This window comes from Amycolatopsis sp. NPDC004079, from assembly GCF_040610415.1.
Classification (GTDB): domain Bacteria; phylum Actinomycetota; class Actinomycetes; order Mycobacteriales; family Pseudonocardiaceae; genus Amycolatopsis; species Amycolatopsis halotolerans.
Window position 1 is genome coordinate 36,203 of sequence record NZ_JBEXMH010000041.1, and the last position, 16,767, is coordinate 52,969.

At 70.9% G+C, this 16,767-nt stretch carries 18 protein-coding genes; 14 read left to right on the forward strand and 4 right to left on the reverse strand.

Features of this window, described 5'->3' with window-relative positions; all coding sequences use genetic code 11:
- Positions 1–177 precede the first annotated feature (177 nt).
- A complete protein-coding gene (locus ABZX37_RS32760; RefSeq protein WP_354746139.1) occupies positions 178–927 on the forward strand; it encodes a phosphoglyceromutase in 750 nt (249 codons plus the stop codon).
- 282 nt (positions 928–1,209) lie between these two features.
- Here ABZX37_RS32760 and ABZX37_RS32765 read toward each other — a convergent pair whose 3' ends face one another.
- Together ABZX37_RS32765 and ABZX37_RS32770 are read right to left on the reverse strand one after the other, a co-directional pair.
- On the reverse strand, positions 1,210–2,124 hold the full coding sequence (locus tag ABZX37_RS32765; RefSeq protein ID WP_354746141.1) for a hypothetical protein: 915 nt from the start codon (positions 2,122–2,124) through the stop codon (positions 1,210–1,212).
- Positions 2,121–2,747: a DNA-binding response regulator gene (locus ABZX37_RS32770; protein ID WP_354746143.1), complete on the reverse strand. Its 627-nt coding sequence runs from the start codon at positions 2,745–2,747 to the stop codon at positions 2,121–2,123. Before ABZX37_RS32770 ends, ABZX37_RS32765 begins: the two co-directional genes overlap by 4 nt.
- A gap of 74 nt (positions 2,748–2,821) precedes the next feature.
- On the opposite strand from ABZX37_RS32770, the gene ABZX37_RS32775 reads away from it, so the two are divergent.
- The 12 genes from ABZX37_RS32775 to ABZX37_RS32830 all read left to right on the forward strand — a co-directional run bounded on the left by ABZX37_RS32775 (position 2,822) and on the right by ABZX37_RS32830 (position 14,712).
- Positions 2,822–3,700, forward strand: a complete 879-nt coding sequence (locus ABZX37_RS32775; protein WP_354746145.1) for an oxidoreductase — start codon at positions 2,822–2,824, stop codon at positions 3,698–3,700.
- 150 nt (positions 3,701–3,850) lie between these two features.
- The gene (locus ABZX37_RS32780) at positions 3,851–5,089 is read left to right on the forward strand and encodes an ATP-binding protein (RefSeq protein WP_354746147.1); all 1,239 of its coding nucleotides are present in this window, start codon (positions 3,851–3,853) and stop codon (positions 5,087–5,089) included.
- Complete coding sequence (locus tag ABZX37_RS32785; RefSeq protein ID WP_344288160.1) at positions 5,086–5,775, forward strand: response regulator transcription factor; 690 nt, start codon at positions 5,086–5,088, stop codon at positions 5,773–5,775. The genes ABZX37_RS32780 and ABZX37_RS32785 overlap by 4 nt, the downstream gene beginning before the upstream one ends.
- A 188-nt stretch (positions 5,776–5,963) precedes the next feature.
- Positions 5,964–6,947, forward strand: coding sequence for a Ppx/GppA phosphatase family protein (locus tag ABZX37_RS32790; RefSeq protein ID WP_354746149.1), 984 nt, complete (start codon positions 5,964–5,966; stop codon positions 6,945–6,947).
- A gap of 148 nt (positions 6,948–7,095) precedes the next feature.
- Positions 7,096–8,805, forward strand: coding sequence for a phage holin family protein (locus ABZX37_RS32795; RefSeq protein ID WP_354746151.1), 1,710 nt, complete (start codon positions 7,096–7,098; stop codon positions 8,803–8,805).
- A gap of 34 nt (positions 8,806–8,839) precedes the next feature.
- Positions 8,840–9,643 carry a sugar phosphate isomerase/epimerase family protein gene (locus ABZX37_RS32800; protein WP_354746153.1) on the forward strand — a complete coding sequence of 268 codons (804 nt, stop codon included), beginning with the start codon at positions 8,840–8,842 and terminating at the stop codon, positions 9,641–9,643.
- A gap of 161 nt (positions 9,644–9,804) precedes the next feature.
- Entirely contained in the window at positions 9,805–10,635 is an 831-nt protein-coding gene (locus ABZX37_RS32805; RefSeq protein ID WP_354746155.1) for a thioesterase family protein, read from the forward strand.
- A 23-nt stretch (positions 10,636–10,658) separates the two neighbouring features.
- Positions 10,659–11,471: a pyrroline-5-carboxylate reductase gene (gene proC, locus ABZX37_RS32810; RefSeq protein ID WP_354746157.1), complete on the forward strand. Its 813-nt coding sequence runs from the start codon at positions 10,659–10,661 to the stop codon at positions 11,469–11,471.
- A 448-nt stretch (positions 11,472–11,919) separates the two neighbouring features.
- Positions 11,920–12,135, forward strand: a complete 216-nt coding sequence (locus ABZX37_RS32815) for a helix-turn-helix domain-containing protein (protein WP_033291067.1) — start codon at positions 11,920–11,922, stop codon at positions 12,133–12,135.
- A gap of 142 nt (positions 12,136–12,277) precedes the next feature.
- The gene (locus ABZX37_RS32820; RefSeq protein ID WP_007030867.1) at positions 12,278–12,379 is read left to right on the forward strand and encodes an AURKAIP1/COX24 domain-containing protein; all 102 of its coding nucleotides are present in this window, start codon (positions 12,278–12,280) and stop codon (positions 12,377–12,379) included.
- Between the two features lie 261 nt (positions 12,380–12,640).
- Positions 12,641–13,687 (forward strand): NAD-dependent epimerase/dehydratase family protein, encoded by a 1,047-nt coding sequence (locus ABZX37_RS32825; RefSeq protein WP_354746159.1) that lies wholly within the window; start codon positions 12,641–12,643, stop codon positions 13,685–13,687.
- Positions 13,684–14,712 (forward strand): lysophospholipid acyltransferase family protein, encoded by a 1,029-nt coding sequence (locus ABZX37_RS32830; RefSeq protein WP_354746161.1) that lies wholly within the window; start codon positions 13,684–13,686, stop codon positions 14,710–14,712. The genes ABZX37_RS32825 and ABZX37_RS32830 overlap by 4 nt, the downstream gene beginning before the upstream one ends.
- 3 nt (positions 14,713–14,715) lie before the next feature.
- On the opposite strand, the gene ABZX37_RS32835 is transcribed toward ABZX37_RS32830, so the two are convergent.
- The gene (locus ABZX37_RS32835; RefSeq protein ID WP_354746163.1) at positions 14,716–15,327 is read right to left on the reverse strand and encodes a TetR/AcrR family transcriptional regulator; all 612 of its coding nucleotides are present in this window, start codon (positions 15,325–15,327) and stop codon (positions 14,716–14,718) included.
- A gap of 70 nt (positions 15,328–15,397) precedes the next feature.
- Between ABZX37_RS32835 and ABZX37_RS32840 the strand changes: the two genes are divergently transcribed.
- Positions 15,398–15,805: a RidA family protein gene (locus ABZX37_RS32840; protein WP_354746165.1), complete on the forward strand. Its 408-nt coding sequence runs from the start codon at positions 15,398–15,400 to the stop codon at positions 15,803–15,805.
- 4 nt (positions 15,806–15,809) lie between these two features.
- On the opposite strand, the gene ABZX37_RS32845 is transcribed toward ABZX37_RS32840, so the two are convergent.
- Positions 15,810–16,718, reverse strand: a complete 909-nt coding sequence (locus ABZX37_RS32845; protein WP_344288310.1) for an HAD-IB family hydrolase — start codon at positions 16,716–16,718, stop codon at positions 15,810–15,812.
- Positions 16,719–16,767 lie beyond the last annotated feature (49 nt).

Consider the following 16,767-nt stretch of genomic DNA (forward strand, 5'->3'; position numbering starts at 1 on the left):
CGTTCGAGTGAACTTCACTGACGGGGATAACGGTGTGCAGCATCTTGCACTCTTTGGCCTGCTTGTCGGCAACCCACCTGCGCGTCGGGTGAAGGTGTTACTCCCGGGTAACGCACTCTGGGTAGAGGGGTGGACGCACTACTGGCAGCGCTCGCCCGCTCTGGCAGGCTGGTGGCCATGGCCGAACTTGGGACCCTGGTGCTGCTGCGGCACGGACAGAGCACGTGGAACGCGGAAAACCTGTTCACCGGCTGGGTGGACGTGCCCCTTTCGGAGACCGGCGAGCGAGAGGCCCGCCAGGGCGGGCAGCTGCTCGCCGAGTCGGGGCTGCTGCCGGACGTGGTGCACACGTCGCTGCTGCGCCGGGCGATCAGCACGGCGAACATCGCCCTCGACGCCGCCGACCGGCACTGGATCCCGGTCAAGCGCGACTGGCGGCTCAACGAGCGGCACTACGGCGCGCTGCAGGGCAAGAACAAGAAGCAGACGCTGGACGAGTTCGGCGAGGAGCAGTTCATGCTCTGGCGCCGCTCGTACGACACGCCGCCGCCCGCCATCGACCCCAAGGACGAGTACAGCCAGGCCGGCGACGCGCGGTACGCCGACCTCGGCGACCAGGCCCCGCTGACGGAATGCCTGAAGGACGTCGTGGCCCGGCTGCTGCCGTACTGGGAGTCGGCGATCGTCCCCGACCTGCGGGCCGGGCGCACGGTCCTGGTGGCCGCGCACGGCAACTCGCTGCGCGCGCTGGTGAAGCACCTCGACGGCATCTCCGACGACGCCATCGCCGCGCTGAACATCCCGACCGGCATCCCGCTGCGCTACGACCTGACGCCGGACCTCAAGCCGGTCAAGGCAGGCGGCGAGTACCTGGACCCGGAGGCGGCGAAGGACGCCGCCGCCGCGGTCGCGAACCAGGGCCGCTGAGGCTCCGCGCTTTACCCGCTGCCTGCTGCCCGTTCGGCTCGTGAGTGGCGATCCCGGTTCTCACCAGGATCGCCACTCACTAGCAGGCGGCGGCTTGGCCCCTTGGCGGCGGCTTGGCGTGGGTGGGCGGTACCGGTTCTCGCCGGGCACGGGCGCTCGCGAGGGGCAGGCGGCGGCAGGGCTGGTTGCGTGGGGTGTCGTGAGTGCTGGTTGTGGTTAGAACCGGGATTGCCGCTCACGAGGGCATGGCTGCGTGGGGCGCGTCGTGAATGGCGTCGCCGCTCACGAGCCTGCGGTGATCGCCTTCATTCCGGACACTTTCCACTCCTCGCCCTGCCGCACGAGGTCGAGGTGCACCGGCAGCCGGTTTTCGCCGGGGTTCTGGCCGCCGCTGGTCGTCAGCAGCGCGGCCAGCACCGCCGACGCGTGCGTGCCGTCGGGGCTTAGTTCGGTCAGCGCGGCCGTCGAATCCGGGCCGTAGCTTGCCTTCTTCCCGGTCTGCTTGATCTGGTCCACGGTCTCCTGGCGGCTCTTCTTGAACTCCGTCAGCAGCGGCTCGGCAGCGACGTTCTCCCAGGCCGTGTAGTTCGCGTCGATGTTCTGCGGGTCGATGGTCATCAGGATCCCGCCGTCCCGGCGAGCCGCCTCGACCGCGGAATCCCTATTCGCGGCAAGGCCTTTCGCCGGAGCGGCGGCCGAAGCGATCGGGCCGCGCGGGTCGAAGTTCAAGTCCTGCAACAGCCAGTGCCCGTTCGTCCGGACCGCGGTGACGAGCATGAGCGCGCCCGCCTGGTTCGTGGCTCCGTCGGGATGCTTGCTGTGCTGCGTGGCCGCCACCAGCATCCGCGCGTGGTCCGGGGTCAGCTCGGCCAATCCGGTTTCCACGACCTGCGTCTGCGTGCTCACCGGCTCGGTGCGGACCTCGGCGAAGGTCTTGTCGAACTGCGCGCGGGCCGCGCCGGTCAGGTACTGCTGCTCGGTTTTCGCGACCTCGTCCGGTTTCGTGGAGTCGTAGGTGAACGCGGACTCCACGGCCTTTTTGATGCCGGACACCGCGTCGCTGGTCGCCTTGGCGTCCACATAGGCCACATTCGCGGGAGCGGGCGCGGACGACGGCGCGGGCGGTGCGGTTTGCCCGGACACAGCTCCGCTGCAACCGGCGGTGAGCAGGGCCGCGGCGAGGACAGCGCGCCTCACAGCAGGCCCGCCTCCCGCGCGAGAGCACCCGCTTGGAACCGCGACGTCGCACCCAGTACATCCATCAATTCGGCCACCCGCCGACGGTACGTCCGCAGCCCGACGCCCATCTCCCGGGCCGCCTTTTCGTCCGTGGAGCCGGAAGACAGCAGGTCGAGCAGCTGCGGCGTGTACTGGCGCAGCTCGGCGAACCGCGTCTCGTATGCCTCGAACGCGGTCGACGAGCGCCAGGCGGCCTCGTACAGCGACGAGATGCCGCGCACCAGATCCGGTTTGCGCACGACGCTGTAGCCGGGCCCGTCGGCGAGGATGGCGATGCGGCCGTCGAGCAGGATCGTCTCGTTGATCTCGTGGTCGCTGATCCGGACTTCCGCGCCCAGCCGGTGCAGCGTCCGCAGGTGCTCGGCTCCGCGCGGGTCGAGCAGCACCCGCGAGAGATAGACCTTCCGGATCCGCAGTTTCCGCTGGTTCGGCAGCTCCTGGGCGAATTTCTGCATCGCGGACCAGGTGTGCAGGTCGTTCGCGGCGCAGGCGAACTCGTCCGCGCCGGCGAGCAGGTGCCCGGCGCGCTCGACCAGTTCCCGCTCGTCGCGCAGGTTCGCGATTTCCTCGGCTCGGGGCACGTCATCCAGTGTCCTGCGTTGGCAGCTTGCTGCCAAACACCCCGCCGGGATTGACCGGGAAGCAGGCTGGAGACATGACCGAAACGACACTTCCCGCCGCTGCCGCGGGCACCTGGCAGCTCGGCTCCCGCACCGTCAACCGCCTCGGCTTCGGCTCGATGCGGCTCGGCGGCACGCTCGACCCGACCGCGCCGATCGACGCCGACCGGGCGATTTCCGTGCTGCGCCGAGCCGTCGAACTGGGCGTGAACCACATCGACACCGCGGCGTTCTACTTCGGCGCCACCTGGTCGGCCAACGCCCTGATCAAGGCCGCGCTCGCGCCGTACGGCGACGACCTCGTGCTGACCACCAAGGTCGGCCCGTCCCGTGACGAATCCGGCCAGTTCCGGCCGTTCGCCCGTCCCGACGAGCTGCGCGGCCAGGTCGAGCAGAACCTGCGCGAACTCGGCCGCGAGCACATCGACGTCGTCAACCTGCGCATCGGCACCGGCCTGGACCGCGGCACCGGCTCGCTCGCCGAGCACTTCGGCGCGCTGGCCGAACTGCGCACCGAGGGGCTGATCGGCGAGCTGGGGATTTCGAACGTCAACGCGGAGCACCTCGCCGAGGCGCGGGCGATCGCGCCGGTGGTGTGCGTGCAGAACCAGTACGGCCTGTCCGCCCGCCGCGAGGACGACGAACTGCTGCGGCTGTGCGGCGAGCAGGGCGTGGCGTTCGTGCCGTTCTTCGCGGTCGCGAGTGGACAGTCCGATGCGGGCGAGCGGGTCGCCGAGGTTGCGCGGCGGCACAAGGTGACGGACGCTCAAGTGCGGCTGGCGTGGACGCTCGCGCAGGGCCCGCACGTGCTCGCGATTCCGGGCACGAGTGACCCCGCTCACCTGGACCAGAACGTCGCGGCGGCGGCGCTGAAGCTGACCGACGAGGACCTCGAAACCCTTGATGCGCGCTGAACGCCAAGCGTGCCGATTTTGCCGAAACATCTCGATCGGGTGAACAGGGCCTGACCCCGAGGCGAATATGTCCCCGTCAGGTGTCACTCGCCTCACGACAGGGCTTCCAGGACTAGGCCGGAAGGCTACCGGGATGCTTACGATTCCCTCGTGACCACGCCTGTTGTCCTGCTGACGGCCATCGGCTCTCTTGCCGTCGGCGCGGTCGCCGGTTTCCTCGCGGCACGGGCCAGGGCCCGGCGCGAGGCGGCCCGGCCTACCGGCCCCACCGTCGCGGAGCTGCTGATGAGGCTGATCCGCTCCTCCAACCACGGCGTCATCGTGCTCAACCGGTTCGGCGACCTCGTGCTGCACAACCCGCGGGCGTACGAGCTCGGCCTGGTCCGGGTGAACCAGGCCGACCCGCGGGCGCGCAAGGCCGCCGAACAGGTGGTCGAGACCGACGAGCCGATGGAGGTCGACCTTTCGCCGCTGGAGAGCCGGGGCCGCCGCCAGCCCGAGGCGGTGCTCGGCGAGGTCCGGCCGCTCGGCGACGGGTTCACCGTCGTCGAGGCCGTCGACCACTCCGAGGCGATCCGGCTGGAAGCGGTCCGCCGCGACTTCGTCGCCAACGTCAGCCACGAGCTCAAGACCCCGGTCGGCGCGATCGCGCTGCTCACCGAGGCCGTGCTGGACGCCGCCGAGGACGTCGAAGAGGTCCGCCGCTTCGGCAGCAAGATCCTGCGCGAATCCACCCGGCTCGGCCAGCTCGTCACCGAGCTGATCGCGCTGTCGCGCCTCCAGGGCGCCGAACGGTTGCCGGACCTCAACGTGGTCGAGGTCGACGCCGTCGTGCGGGAGGCGCTCGGGCGCACCACGCTGTCGGCGGAATCCGCCGAAATCACCATCACCACCGACGCGGCCAGCGGCCTTCTCATCGAGGGCGACCGGACGCTGCTGGTCACCGCGCTGTCGAACCTGCTGGAGAACGCCGTCGCGTACTCGTCGCCGGGCAGCCCGGTGTCCATCTCGCGCAGGCTCGCCGACGGCATGGTCGAGATCGCGGTGACCGACCGCGGCATCGGCATCGCCGAGGACGAGCAGCAGCGCGTCTTCGAGCGCTTCTACCGCGCGGACAAGGCGCGTTCGCGCGCCACCGGCGGCACCGGCCTCGGGCTGGCGATCGTGAAACACGTCGCGGCCAACCACGGCGGTTCGGTCGGCCTGTGGAGCCGTCCCGGCACCGGGTCGACGTTCACCTTGCGCATCCCGGCGCACGTGCGCACCGAACCCGCCGACACCGCACGCAAGGCCGCGCCCGCGCGGCCGGACAAGACCCCCGAGCGGACACCCCGGCTCGTGGCAACCGGGCAGGAAGTCTCCAGCCCAGACCATGGAGGAAACCTGTGACGAGGGTTCTCATAGTCGAGGACGAAGAGTCCTTCGCCGACCCGCTCGCCTTCTTGCTGCGCAAGGAAGGCTTCACCGCGGCGGTGGCTGTGACCGGCCAGCAGGCGCTTGAGGAGTTCGACCGCAACGGCGCCGACATCGTGCTTCTCGACCTGATGCTGCCCGGGATGAGCGGCACCGACGTCTGCAAGCAGCTGCGGCAGCGTTCCGCGGTGCCGGTGATCATGGTGACCGCGCGCGACAGCGAGATCGACAAGGTCGTCGGGCTGGAACTCGGCGCCGACGACTACGTGACCAAGCCGTACTCGGCGCGCGAGCTGATCGCGCGGGTGCGCGCGGTGCTGCGCCGCGGCGGCGAGCCGGGCACGGACGGCGAACTCGCTCCGCTGGTGCTGTCGGCCGGACCGGTGCGAATGGACGTCGAACGGCACGTGGTCACTGTGGACGGCGGCGAGGTTTCGTTGCCGCTCAAGGAGTTCGACCTGCTCGAGTACCTGCTGCGCAACGTCGGCCGGGTGCTGACCCGCGGCCAGCTCATCGACCGGGTGTGGGGCGCGGACTACGTCGGCGACACCAAGACCCTCGACGTCCACGTGAAGCGGCTCCGCTCGAAGATCGAGCCGGACCCGGGTTCGCCGCGGCACCTGGTGACCGTGCGCGGGCTCGGCTACAAGTTCGAGACCTGAGCCGTTTCTCCCGGACCGTCCGTGAAGGACTCCTTGAAGGAATCTGATTCCCGCAAGGGGTCCTTCACGGCTTTTGTCCGGGTTTCAGCGCATACCGTGCCGGATCGCGCACGCTGAGTCGATGTTGATCCGAGTGGAGTTGGTTACAGTTTCGAGACCTGGCACTGGGACCGGTACGCTGAATCCTCGTGCGCCTAGGGGTACTCGACGTCGGTTCCAACACCGTCCATTTGCTCGTGGTCGACGCCCACCGTGGCGCCCACCCGACCCCGATGCACTCCGAGAAAACGATGCTGCGGCTGGCCGAACAGCTGACCGGCTCCGGCGAACTGAGCCGTCCCGGCGAGGACGGCCTGGTCCGGGCGGTCGAATCGGCCAAGGCCGCGGCCGTGCGGCTCGGCTGCGAGGACGTGCTGGCGTTCGCCACGTCCGCGGTGCGCGAGGCGAAGAACTCGGCGAAGGTGCTGGCCAGGGTGACCGCCGAAACCGGCGTCAACCTGCGTGTTCTCTCCGGTGCGGACGAGGCGCGGCTCACCTTCCTCGCGGTGCGCCGCTGGTACGGCTGGTCGGCCGGGAAACTGCTGGTGCTGGACATCGGCGGCGGGTCGTTCGAGGTCGCGATGGGCCGCGACGAGGAACCCGAACTCGCCGAATCGCTCCCGCTCGGCGCGGGCCGCACCACCCGCACGCGCTTCCGCAACGACCCGCCGACCCGCTCCGAGGTCGTCGCGACGTCGGCCTGGCTCGAGGACCAGCTCGCCGGGCTCGCGAAGAAGGTCGCCGGGCAGGGCATGCCGGACCGGGTCGTGGCGACCTCCAAGACGTTCCGCTCGCTCGCCCGGCTGACCGGCGCGGCCCCCTCGGCGGCGGGCCCCCGAGTGCGCCGTACGCTCACTGACACTGCCCTTCGCCAGCTCATCGCCTTCATTTCGCGGATGACCGCCGCGGATCTGGCTCAGCTGGAAGGCGTCAGCGGGAGCCGGTCGCACCAGCTCGTGGCGGGTGCGCTGGTGGCGCAGGCCGCGATGCGGGCGCTCTCCCTCACCGAGTTGGAGATTTGCCCCTGGGCGCTGCGAGAGGGTGTCATCCTGCGGCGGTTGGACCACGCCAATGGGGCGGACGAAACTGGTACTGCCGTCGCCGGCGTTTCGGCGAGCGGGGAGGACCGGTGACAGCAGCGGACTGGACTTGGCCGACGAAGACCAGGCACGGTGAAGAGGTGACGGACATGCACTGCACGGTGTCGATTGCGCGCGGCTCCGGAGGCAGGTGTGCCCGAGTGACCACAACCAACCCCGAGCGCGCTTTGGACAGCACGGTATGACGGACCAGACCGGCGGCGACCAGCCCCAGAAGACCGTGGCGGAACTGCTCGCCCAGCACGGGCAGCAGGTCGACGGCGCACGGCGACGCAGGCGCAGGGCGGCCGATGACGAGGACGAGGCCGCCCCGCGGCGCTCGAACCTCACCGACACCGGACCACAGGCGATCATCGACCGGGTGGCCTCCGAGGGCGGCACCCCGCCGCCTCCGTCGCGTCCCCCGGGCGGCCGTCGCCGTCCGGACGCGGCTCCCCGGCCGGCACCGCCCGCGCCGCCCGCGCCGCAGGAATCGGGTCAGTACCCGCGTCCCGGCCAGCAGCCCTCCGGGCAGTACCCGGCTCCGCAGGAGTCGGGCCAGTACCCGGTGAACGGCCAGCAGGACTCCGGCTACGTGCGTCCCCCGGCGCCGCCGCAGGAGTCCGGCCAGTACCCGCGGCCGGGCAACGGCCAGCAGGACTCGGCCTACGTGCGCCCGCCCGCGCCGCCGCAGGAGTCGGGCCAGTTCGCCCGCCCCGCGCCGCCCGCGGCCGGTCCTGGTCCGCAGGGCACCGGCTACCTGCGTCCCGCCGCCCCGCAGGACTCGGGCTACGTGCGTCCGCCCGCGCCGCCGCAGGAATCCGGGCAGATGCCGGTGCCGCCGCGCGGCCGCCCGCCGCGTCCGCAGGGGCCACCGGCAGGCGGCGAGGAGACCCGCGGCGCGGTGCCGCCGGTCCGCCGCCGCCCGGCCCCGCAGGCTCCGCCGCCCCCGCAGGACGGTGGCCTCGCCGCCCGGCTCGACGGTCTCGACGGCGATTCCCCGGAACCGCCTGCGACGCCGATGGCGAGCGGCGCGTTCCCGGCTCCCGGCGCTCCGGCCGCTCCTCCCAACCGGCCGCGGCGCGCTCCGGCCCGCCGTCCGGCGCCGAAGCAGGAGCCGCACACCGAGCAGTTCGACGCGGTCGACGGCCTGCCCGCCGAGGGCGTCGCCGAAGACGCGCCGCCAGCGGGTCTCGCGGGATGGCGTCAGCGTCGGCAGGCGGAGCAACTGGAGGACACCGAGGTCGGCATGATGCCGGCCGTCCCGCCCGCTGGTGCGGAGCCGGAACCGGCCGCGCAGTACGCCGAGGACGACTACGTCGACGACGGCTACGAGGACGAGTACCCGCCCGCCGCCGCGGACTACGACGCGGGCCCGCCGACCGCGGGCTACCCGGCCCCGATGCCGTTCGCGCCGGGCGGCAAGGACCAGGTCGAGGACGACCTGTCCGAGTACGAGCGCGAGTTCGCCGAACCGTCGGGCTACCCCGAGGGCCAGCCGGACTTCGAGGGCGACGACGGCTACGGGTACGAGCAGGCCGAAGGCTACGAACACGCCGAGGGCTACGCCGAAGGCGACGAGTACGACGACTACCCCGAGGAAGCCGTCGCCGAGGACGCGCCGGAGGCCGAGCCGGAACCCGCGGTTTCGGCGGGCAAACAGTGGCTGACGCTGGCCGGACAGCTGGCGCTGGGCGTCGTCGGCGGCGCCGCGGTGTGGCTCGGCTTCAACTGGCTGTGGGTCAACCTCGCGCCCGCCGCGCTCGTGGGCGCGCTGCTGGTGATCGTCGCGCTGGTCTGGATCGTGCGGAAGATCCGCCGCGCCGAGGACCTGCAGACGACGCTGCTGGCGATTCTCGTCGGGCTGGTGGTGACGGTGTCGCCCGCGGCGCTGTTGCTGGTGGCCAAGTAGCCCGCCGCCGAGGCCGCTGGGGCAGGATGGGCGCGTGAGTGAGAGCGCGCCCGTCCCCGTGGGCTTGAGCACCGCCTCGGTGTGGCCGCTGCGCGCGGGCGCGGCCTTCGAGCTGGCCGCGGACCTCGGCTACGACGGCGTCGAGGTCATGGTCTGGGCCGACCCGATCAGCCAGGACGTCTCGGCGATCCGGCGCTGGTCGCGGCGCACCGGGATGCCGGTGCTGTCGGTGCATTCGCCGTCGCTGCTGATCACGCAGCGGATCTGGTCGCCGGATCCCGAGGTGCGCCTGCGCCGCTCCGTGGACGCCGCGCTGGAACTCGGCGCGCGCACGGTCGTGGTGCACCCGCCGTTCCGCTGGCAGCGCCGCTACGGCGACGCGTTCGGCGATCTCGTGGACGAACTCGAGGACGCGAGCGGCGTCGACGTCGCGGTGGAGAACATGTTCAAGGTCCGCCCGCCCGGCGGATCGCGTGACGCGCGGGTGTCGGCCTTCCGCCCCTCCATCGACCCCACGGATGTCGGATTCCGGCACTACACCTTGGACCTGTCGCATTCGGCCGCGGCGCGGATGGACGCGCTGGCACTGGCCGACCGGATGGGGGCCGGGCTGAGTCATGTCCATTTGGCGGACGGGACGGGAATTCCGAAGGACGAGCACCTGATTCCGGGGCATGGCGGGCAACCTTGTGCGGAATTGCTGGAAAAGCTGGTGAGTGACAGCTTTTCCGGGCAGGTGGTGCTGGAGGTCAACACCCGGCACGCGACGGGGGCGGCGGCGCGGGCCCGGGCGTTGGCGGAGGCATTGCTGTTCGCCCGCCTGCATCTCGGGCAGTGATCCGCGGGTGATCTTGCTCGGCTGTCCGGGCGGTCCCTGCCCGGCTCGGCTCGCAAAGGCGGCCGGGCACCGTAAAGTGCGGGCGTGACCTCGCTGCCATCGCCGTCTCCAGTCTTCCCCGGACCCGGTTCCACGCGCCGTATCGCCGTGGCCGGTCGTCCGTGAGCGCGGCCGACGACACCGCGACCGCTTTCGACGCGGCCACCGCAGTCCGGTCGCTCGGGGACGGCACGTTCACCGCGACGTTGCGTTTGGAATGGGCGATCGCGGTCCATCCGCACGGCGGGTTTTTGGTGGCCTTGCTGGCAAAAACCGCTGCCGCCGCGTTGCACGAGCGCGGGGACGCGACGGTCGAACCGCTCGCGGTGAGCACCGAATTCCTGCACGCGCCCGCGCTCGGCCCGGTGCTGCTGCGCACCGATGTGCGCAAGGTCGGCCGCCGCGTTTCGGTGGTCGCGGTCTCGCTCGAACAGCGCGGCCGGGCTTGCGTCGAGGCGCGGGTCACGGTCGGCCGGCTGCCGATGCGCCGTTCCGAATGGACGGACCTGCCGCAGATGCCCGCCGAACCGCCGTCGAGCGCGCTGCAGCTCGGCAAGGACACCCCGGAAGGCCCGTTCCACCTGTCCGCCGCCTGCGACGTGCGACTCGATCCGGCGACCGCGGGGTTCGTGTCCGGACGGACCGGAGACCCGCCGCGGCTGCGGATGTGGGCCCGTCCGCGCGTCGGCCAGCCCGACGTGTACTTCGCGCTCCTGGCGGGCGACCTCAACCCGCCGGTGGTGGCGAACCTCGGCAGGCACGGCTGGGCCCCGACCGTCCAGCTGACCTCGCTGCTGCGCACCCGCCCGGCCCCGGGCTGGCTGCGGATCCTCGTCGAAGCGCGGTCGGTGCACGAGCCGTGGTTCGACTCGGACGCCACCGTCGTGGACGCGCAAGGCCGGCTCGTCGCGCAGGTGCGGCAGCTGGCGCTCGCCCCGGCACCGGGCGGCTGAGCCGCGTTTGGCACGCTGGCCGCATGAGTGTGATCGCGGTGCTGGGTGCGGGAAAGATCGGCGAAGCCCTGCTGTCGGGCCTGCTCAACGGCGGCCACGAGCCAGGCGACCTGCTCTTCACCGAGCGGTACGAGGAGCGGGCGCGCGAGCTTGAGGCGCGCTACCCGGGGATGAAGGCGGCGACTGTCGCGGACGCCGCCCGGCAGGCGGACATCGTCGTGGTCGCGGTGAAGCCGCAGGACATCGAGCCGGTGCTGGACGAGCTGGCCCCGCTGCTCGGGACGGCGTCGCTGGTCGTCTCGCTGTGCGCGGGACTGCCGACCGCGCTGTACGAACGCCGGCTCGCTTCGGGGGTGCCGGTGGTCCGCGTGATGCCGAACACCCCGATGCTGGTCGGCGAGGCGATGAGTGCGATCTCACCCGGCAAGCACGCGACGCCGGCGCACGTCGCGACGGTCAAGGAGCTGCTGTCGCACGTCGGCCAGGTCGTCGAGGTGCCGGAGCGGCAGCAGGACGCGGTGACGGCGCTGTCCGGATCTGGTCCGGCGTACTTCTTTTACCTGGTCGAGGCCATGATCGACGCGGGCATCCTGCTCGGCCTGCCGCGCGCGCTCGCCGGGCAGCTGATCATCCAGTCGGCGGTCGGCGCGGCGAAGATGCTCGCCGAGGGCCAGGACCACCCGGTGCTGCTGCGCGAGGCGGTGACGTCCCCGGCCGGGACGACCATCAACGCGATCCGCGAACTGGAGAAGCACGGCGTGCGCGCGGCACTGCTCGACGCGATCGAGGCCGCCCGCGACCGCTCCGAGGAGCTGGGCCGCGCCCACGAAAACTGATCGTCCGCCCCGACGCCGCGTCGGGCGCTTGCCTGGTCCCGGCGAGTTTTCGCGGCAGTGGGCGAGTGCCGACGGCGCGTGGGTCCGTGAAGGGCTCCTTAACGGAATCAGATTCCCTCGATGAGCCCTTCACGGACCTCGGCGGGAGCGGAGTCATGCGCCCCGGCTGATGCTTGGCCCGGCCCTGCCGCGGCGCCTCTGCGGCGAGTGGCGGCGGTCCGCTAGTCCGTTCAGTGCATCCATGCCCCATCGGGGCGGTCGGGCGAGTCGGGCGTTTCGGACACTGCTGGGCCGTCTGGGCTATCCGAAGCCCCAGGTGAGAGCCCATCCTGGTGACAGGCGTCGCACGAGTCCCACCTGTCCCGCTACCCTCGGAAGAGCACGTGCGTGTCGATACCACAGGTGGGGAAGCCTCGTGGCGCGACACGTGTCGAAGGACGCGGTAAACATGTCGCCGAACAAGAGGGAGGATTTGCCCGCGGTAGGGCAGGTCCAGTTTTTGACAGTCGCCGAAGTGGCCACGCTGATGCGGGTCTCGAAGATGACCGTGTACCGCCTGGTGCATTCGGGCGAACTTCCCGCGGTCAGAGTCGGGAAGTCCTTCCGGGTGCCGGAAAAAGCGGTGCACGAGTATCTGCAGGGTGCTTACTTCGACGTGGGCTGACTGGTCGCCGGGCATGCGTCAAACCATGCCCGCCGACCAGCCCGCGCCGGGACGCTAGTAGCCTGGTAAACCGCTCGTGCCTGTGCGCTCCACCCGTTGGACGCTGCGCCGGGCAGCGTGACCGACGACAAGAGGAGCGCCCATGGGTTCCGTGATCAAGAAGCGCCGCAAGCGCATGTCCAAGAAGAAGCACCGCAAGCTGCTGCGCCGCACGCGCGTGCAGCGGCGCAAGGCCGGCAAGTGAGCCGTCCGCGCGGTTGAGGTTTCGTGGCCCGTCCAGTCTCTGGACGGGCCACACTCATGTTCGGGCCCGAGTACGCCCGATCGAGTGAGGCGCGTATCGCAATCCGGACGTCCCTCGTAAAAACGAGGTAAGCCCTGGTCAGAAGGGTGCCTGCGGCCGGTAACATGGCGGGCGCATCAGCGCGATGCTTCCAGCGAGTGCAGGTTCGCGCACCCCGAGTGATCACTCCGTCTTGCACACTGCTGCCGATCAGGGAGTTCCATGGCCTCGAACATCGTGCTCGTCACCGGGGTCGCCGGCGACCTCGGCGGCAAGCTGCTCGCCCGGCTCGGAGCCCATCCGGATCTTGAACGGGTGATCGGCGTCGACACCGCGCCGCCCGCCAAGGACGTCCAGCAGCGGATGGGCCGCGCCGAGTTCGTGCGCGCCGACATCCGCAATCCGCTCATCGCGAAGGTGATCAGCAGCGCCGAGGTGGACACGGTCGTGCACACCTCGTGCACCGCGCATCCGGCCGGGCCGAGCCGCCGCGCGGCGGTCAAGGAAGTCAACGTCATCGGCACCATGCGGCTGCTCGCCGCGTGCCAGCGCGCGCCGAAGGTGCGCAAGCTCGTCGTGAAGTCCAGCGCCGCGGTGTACGGCGCGGGCGCGCGTTCGCAGGCGGTCTTCACCGAGGATTCGGAGCTGATCCCGCCGTCGTCCAGCGGTTACGCGAAGGACGCGGTGGAGATGGAGGGCTACGTGCGCGGCCTCGCGCGCCGCCGCCCGGACCTGACCATCACGCTCGCCCGGTTCGCGAACATCATCGGCCCCGAGGTCGACACCGTGCTGGCCCGGTACTTCTCGCTGCCGGTCGTGCCGACGGTCTTCGGGTACGACTCCCGGCTGCAGCTCCTGCACGGTTCAGACGCGCTGTCGGTGCTGGAAATGGCGACTCTGGAAGACCGGCCGGGCGTGTTCAACGTCGCCTCGGAAGGGGTACTCACCCTGTCGCAGGCGATCCGCCGGGCGGGCCGGGTCGGGCTGCCGATGCCGCGCGGCGTCGTGCCGTCGGTCGGGAAGCTGCTGCGCGGGGCCCGGCTGGTCGATTTCTCCGCCGACCAGGTGCGGCTGCTGAATTTCGGCCGCGCGGTCGACATCACGAAGCTCAAGAAGGAATTCGGGTACACGCCCCGCTGGACCACCCGCGAGGCGTTCGACGATTACGTGGCCGGCCGCGGCCTGCGCCCGGTGCTCGACGGCGGCGCACTGGCCGGGCTGGCCGGGAAAGTGCTCGAGGCCGCCGCCACTGGGCAGGCGCGCCGATGAACCACGCGACGAGGGCCGGAAGTGAGGCGAATCCCGTGAATGGTGCTGAGGCACAGGTCATCCCGCTGCATGGACCTGGCCGGGAGAAGCCGGCCGAGGCGCCGGAGCAGGCCGAGGAGCGCGTGGACGCGCCCGTCGTCGAGTTCCCGGCGCAGCCGTCCGGGCCGGTGCGCGAACCCGCGGCCGATCCGCTGTCGGAGTCGGTCCGGAGCGCGCTCACCTTCCTGCGCCACCGGCTCACCGGCGACTACGCGGTGGACGAGTTCGGGTTCGACGCCGAGCTCACCGAGACGCTCGTGCTGCCGCCGCTGCGCGCGCTGTACGAGAAGTGGTTCCGCGTCGACACGTTCGGCGTCGAGAACCTGCCGAAGGCGGGCGGCGCGCTGCTGGTGTCCAACCACTCCGGCACCTTGCCGCTCGACGCGCTGATGACCGCGGTCGCGGTGCACGACGAGACCGGCGGACGGCATCTGCGCGGCCTCGGCGCGGATCTGGTGTTCAAGCTGCCGCTGGTGGGGTCGTTCGCGCGCAAGTCAGGGCAGACGCTCGCCTGCAACGCCGACGCCGAACGCCTGCTGACCAACGGCGAGCTCGTCGGCGTGTGGCCCGAAGGGTTCAAGGGCGTCGGGAAGCCGTTCTCCGCGCGGTACAAGCTGCAGCGCTTCGGCCGCGGCGGGTTCGTGTCCGCGGCGATGCGCGCGGGCGTGCCGATCATCCCGGTGTCGGTGGTCGGGGCCGAGGAGACGTACCCGAAGATCGGCGAGCTGAAGGTGCTGGCGCGGCTGTTCGGGCTGCCGTACTTCCCGGTCACGCCGTTCTTCCCGCTGCTGGGCCCGCTCGGCGCGGTGCCGCTGCCGACGAAGTGGACCATCGAGTTCGGCGAGCCGATCCGCACCGACGACTACGGCCCGGACGCGGTCGACGATCCGATGCTGGTGTTCACGCTCACCGACCAGGTGCGGGAGTCGATCCAGCATGCGCTGTACCGCAGGCTTTCCCAGCGCCGCAGCGTTTTCCGCGGCTGAGTTTCAGCCGGGCAGGTGCCAGCCGCGGCGCACTGAGCGTTCGCAGCGCTGAGGTTCGTCGCCGACGCTGACGAACAGCGCGGTCAGCAAGGGCGCGCCGTGCTCGAGTGTGGTGCGCGGCAAGGGACCGTTGGCGACCAGCGAGACCAGGCCGTGTGCGATGGCCCAGCTTTGTGTGGCGAGTTCGAGCGCGTCGAGGCCTTCGCGGTACCGGCCGGTGTCGCGGCTTCGGGCGGCGGCTTGCACCAGGTATTCGAGGGTGTCGTCGGCGGCTTGGGCGTCTTCCAGCTCGAAGTTGGCGTCGAACATCACGCGGTACAGGTCGGGGTGGTCGAGCGCATTGCCGAGGTACGCGGAAATCAGCGCGGCGTGGTCGCGTACCGGGTCGGCAGACTGGCGGACCTCGGCCATCCGGTGTGCCAAGCGGGTAAAACCCTCCTGGCGCAAGGCTTTCCAGAGGCCGTCCATGTTGTCGAAGTGCGTGTAGACGGCCATCGTCGACACTCCGGTCCCGGCCACGAGCGAGCGCAGGGTGATCGGTTCGCGGGTGCGGAGCATCTGCGCTGCCCGTTCGAGCAGCAAGGTGCGCACTGCCGGATCCTTCGCCCTCGCCATGGCGGCATTCTATAGCATTGCAATGCTATGTTTGAAGAACCGATGATCTTTCCCTGCTTCAGGAGGAAACATGGCCGTCACCCTGGTCAACCCGGCCGCACTGCCGCAGGTCGGCCTCTACAGCCAAGTGTCCGTCGCGACCGGCTCGCGGACCGTGTACATCGCCGGGCAGGTGGCACGGACTGCCGACGGCGGGCACGTCGGGGACGGGGATCTGGCCGCGCAGGTCGAGCAGGCTTACCTGAACGTGGCCGCGGCGCTGGCCGAGGTGGGTGCCACCTTTGCCGATGTGGCGCGGCTGACGGTGTACTTCGTCGAGTGGTCGCCGGAGAAGATGGGCGAGTTCGTCGAGGGCGTGCAGCGGGCGGAGAAGAAGCTGGGCGTCGCCATCCAGGCCCCGTTGACGGGGATCGGTGTGGCGTTCCTGGCGGAGCCGGACCTCCTGGTGGAGGTCGAAGCGACCGCGGTCCTGGACTGAAGCCTCAGCGGCGGCGGTACGCCATCCCCGCGGCGACCGCCCCCGCGACCGCACCCGCGCCGATCACCGACGGGACGCCGATGCGGGCGGCCTTGCGGCCGGTGCGGAAGTCGCGGATCTCCCAGCCGCGGGCGCGGGCGACGTCGCGCAGGCCGCTGTCCGGGTTCACCGCGACCGCGGTTCCGACGACCGACAGCATCGGCACGTCGTTCTGCGAATCCGAATAAGCCGTGCAGCGCTTGAGGTTCAGGCCTTCCCGCGACGCGAGCGCGCGGACCGCGTGGGCTTTCGCGCGGCCGTGCAGCATGTCGCCGACCAAGCGTCCGGTGTAGACGCCGTCCTTGGTTTCCGCGACCGTGCCGAGCGCGCCGGTGAGGCCGAGGCGGCGGGAGATGATCGCGGCGAGTTCGATCGGCGTCGCCGTGACGAGCCACACGCGCTGGCCCGCGTCGAGGTGCATCTGCGCGAGCGCGCGGGTGCCGGACCAGATCTTGTCCGCCATCAGCTCGTCGTAGATTTCCTCGCTCATCGTGGTGAGCTCCTCGACCGTGCGACCGGCCACAAAGGACAGCGCGCGCTCGCGGTGGGTCTTGATGTCGGCCTTGTTCTCGCGGCCGCCGATGCGGAACTTGACCTGGTCCCACACGAAACCGGCGAGGTCGGCGGAGGTGAAGAACTTGCGCGCGGCGAGGCCGCGGGCGAAGTAGAAGATCGACGCGCCCATCATCATCGTGTTGTCCACGTCGAAGAAGGCGCCCGCGGTGAGGTCCGGCGGCGCGGGCGGAACCGACGTCGCCAGCTGCGCCGAAGACGAGGCCGCCTCGGCCGACGCCTCGCCGGCGAGCGTGGCGAGCCGCTCGAGTTCCTGACTCTTATCCTTGCCACGCCAAGCTGACACGCACACCGCCTCCAGGTTCGGGCACGTCCCGGCGGACGACGCCGACCGGGTCCTGCAGGACAGG

Coding starts and splice junctions, on each gene's coding strand:
- ABZX37_RS32815 (WP_033291067.1), top strand. CDS start 11,920: ATGTCGCCGAACAAGAGGGAGGATTTGCCCGCGGTAGGGCAGGTCCAG.
- ABZX37_RS32840 (WP_354746165.1), top strand. CDS start 15,398: ATGGCCGTCACCCTGGTCAACCCGGCCGCACTGCCGCAGGTCGGCCTC.
- proC (WP_354746157.1), top strand. CDS start 10,659: ATGAGTGTGATCGCGGTGCTGGGTGCGGGAAAGATCGGCGAAGCCCTG.
- ABZX37_RS32775 (WP_354746145.1), top strand. CDS start 2,822: ATGACCGAAACGACACTTCCCGCCGCTGCCGCGGGCACCTGGCAGCTC.
- ABZX37_RS32835 (WP_354746163.1), bottom strand. CDS start 15,327: ATGGCGAGGGCGAAGGATCCGGCAGTGCGCACCTTGCTGCTCGAACGG.
- ABZX37_RS32825 (WP_354746159.1), top strand. CDS start 12,641: ATGGCCTCGAACATCGTGCTCGTCACCGGGGTCGCCGGCGACCTCGGC.
- ABZX37_RS32795 (WP_354746151.1), top strand. CDS start 7,096: ATGACGGACCAGACCGGCGGCGACCAGCCCCAGAAGACCGTGGCGGAA.
- ABZX37_RS32760 (WP_354746139.1), top strand. CDS start 178: ATGGCCGAACTTGGGACCCTGGTGCTGCTGCGGCACGGACAGAGCACG.
- ABZX37_RS32820 (WP_007030867.1), top strand. CDS start 12,278: ATGGGTTCCGTGATCAAGAAGCGCCGCAAGCGCATGTCCAAGAAGAAG.
- ABZX37_RS32830 (WP_354746161.1), top strand. CDS start 13,684: ATGAACCACGCGACGAGGGCCGGAAGTGAGGCGAATCCCGTGAATGGT.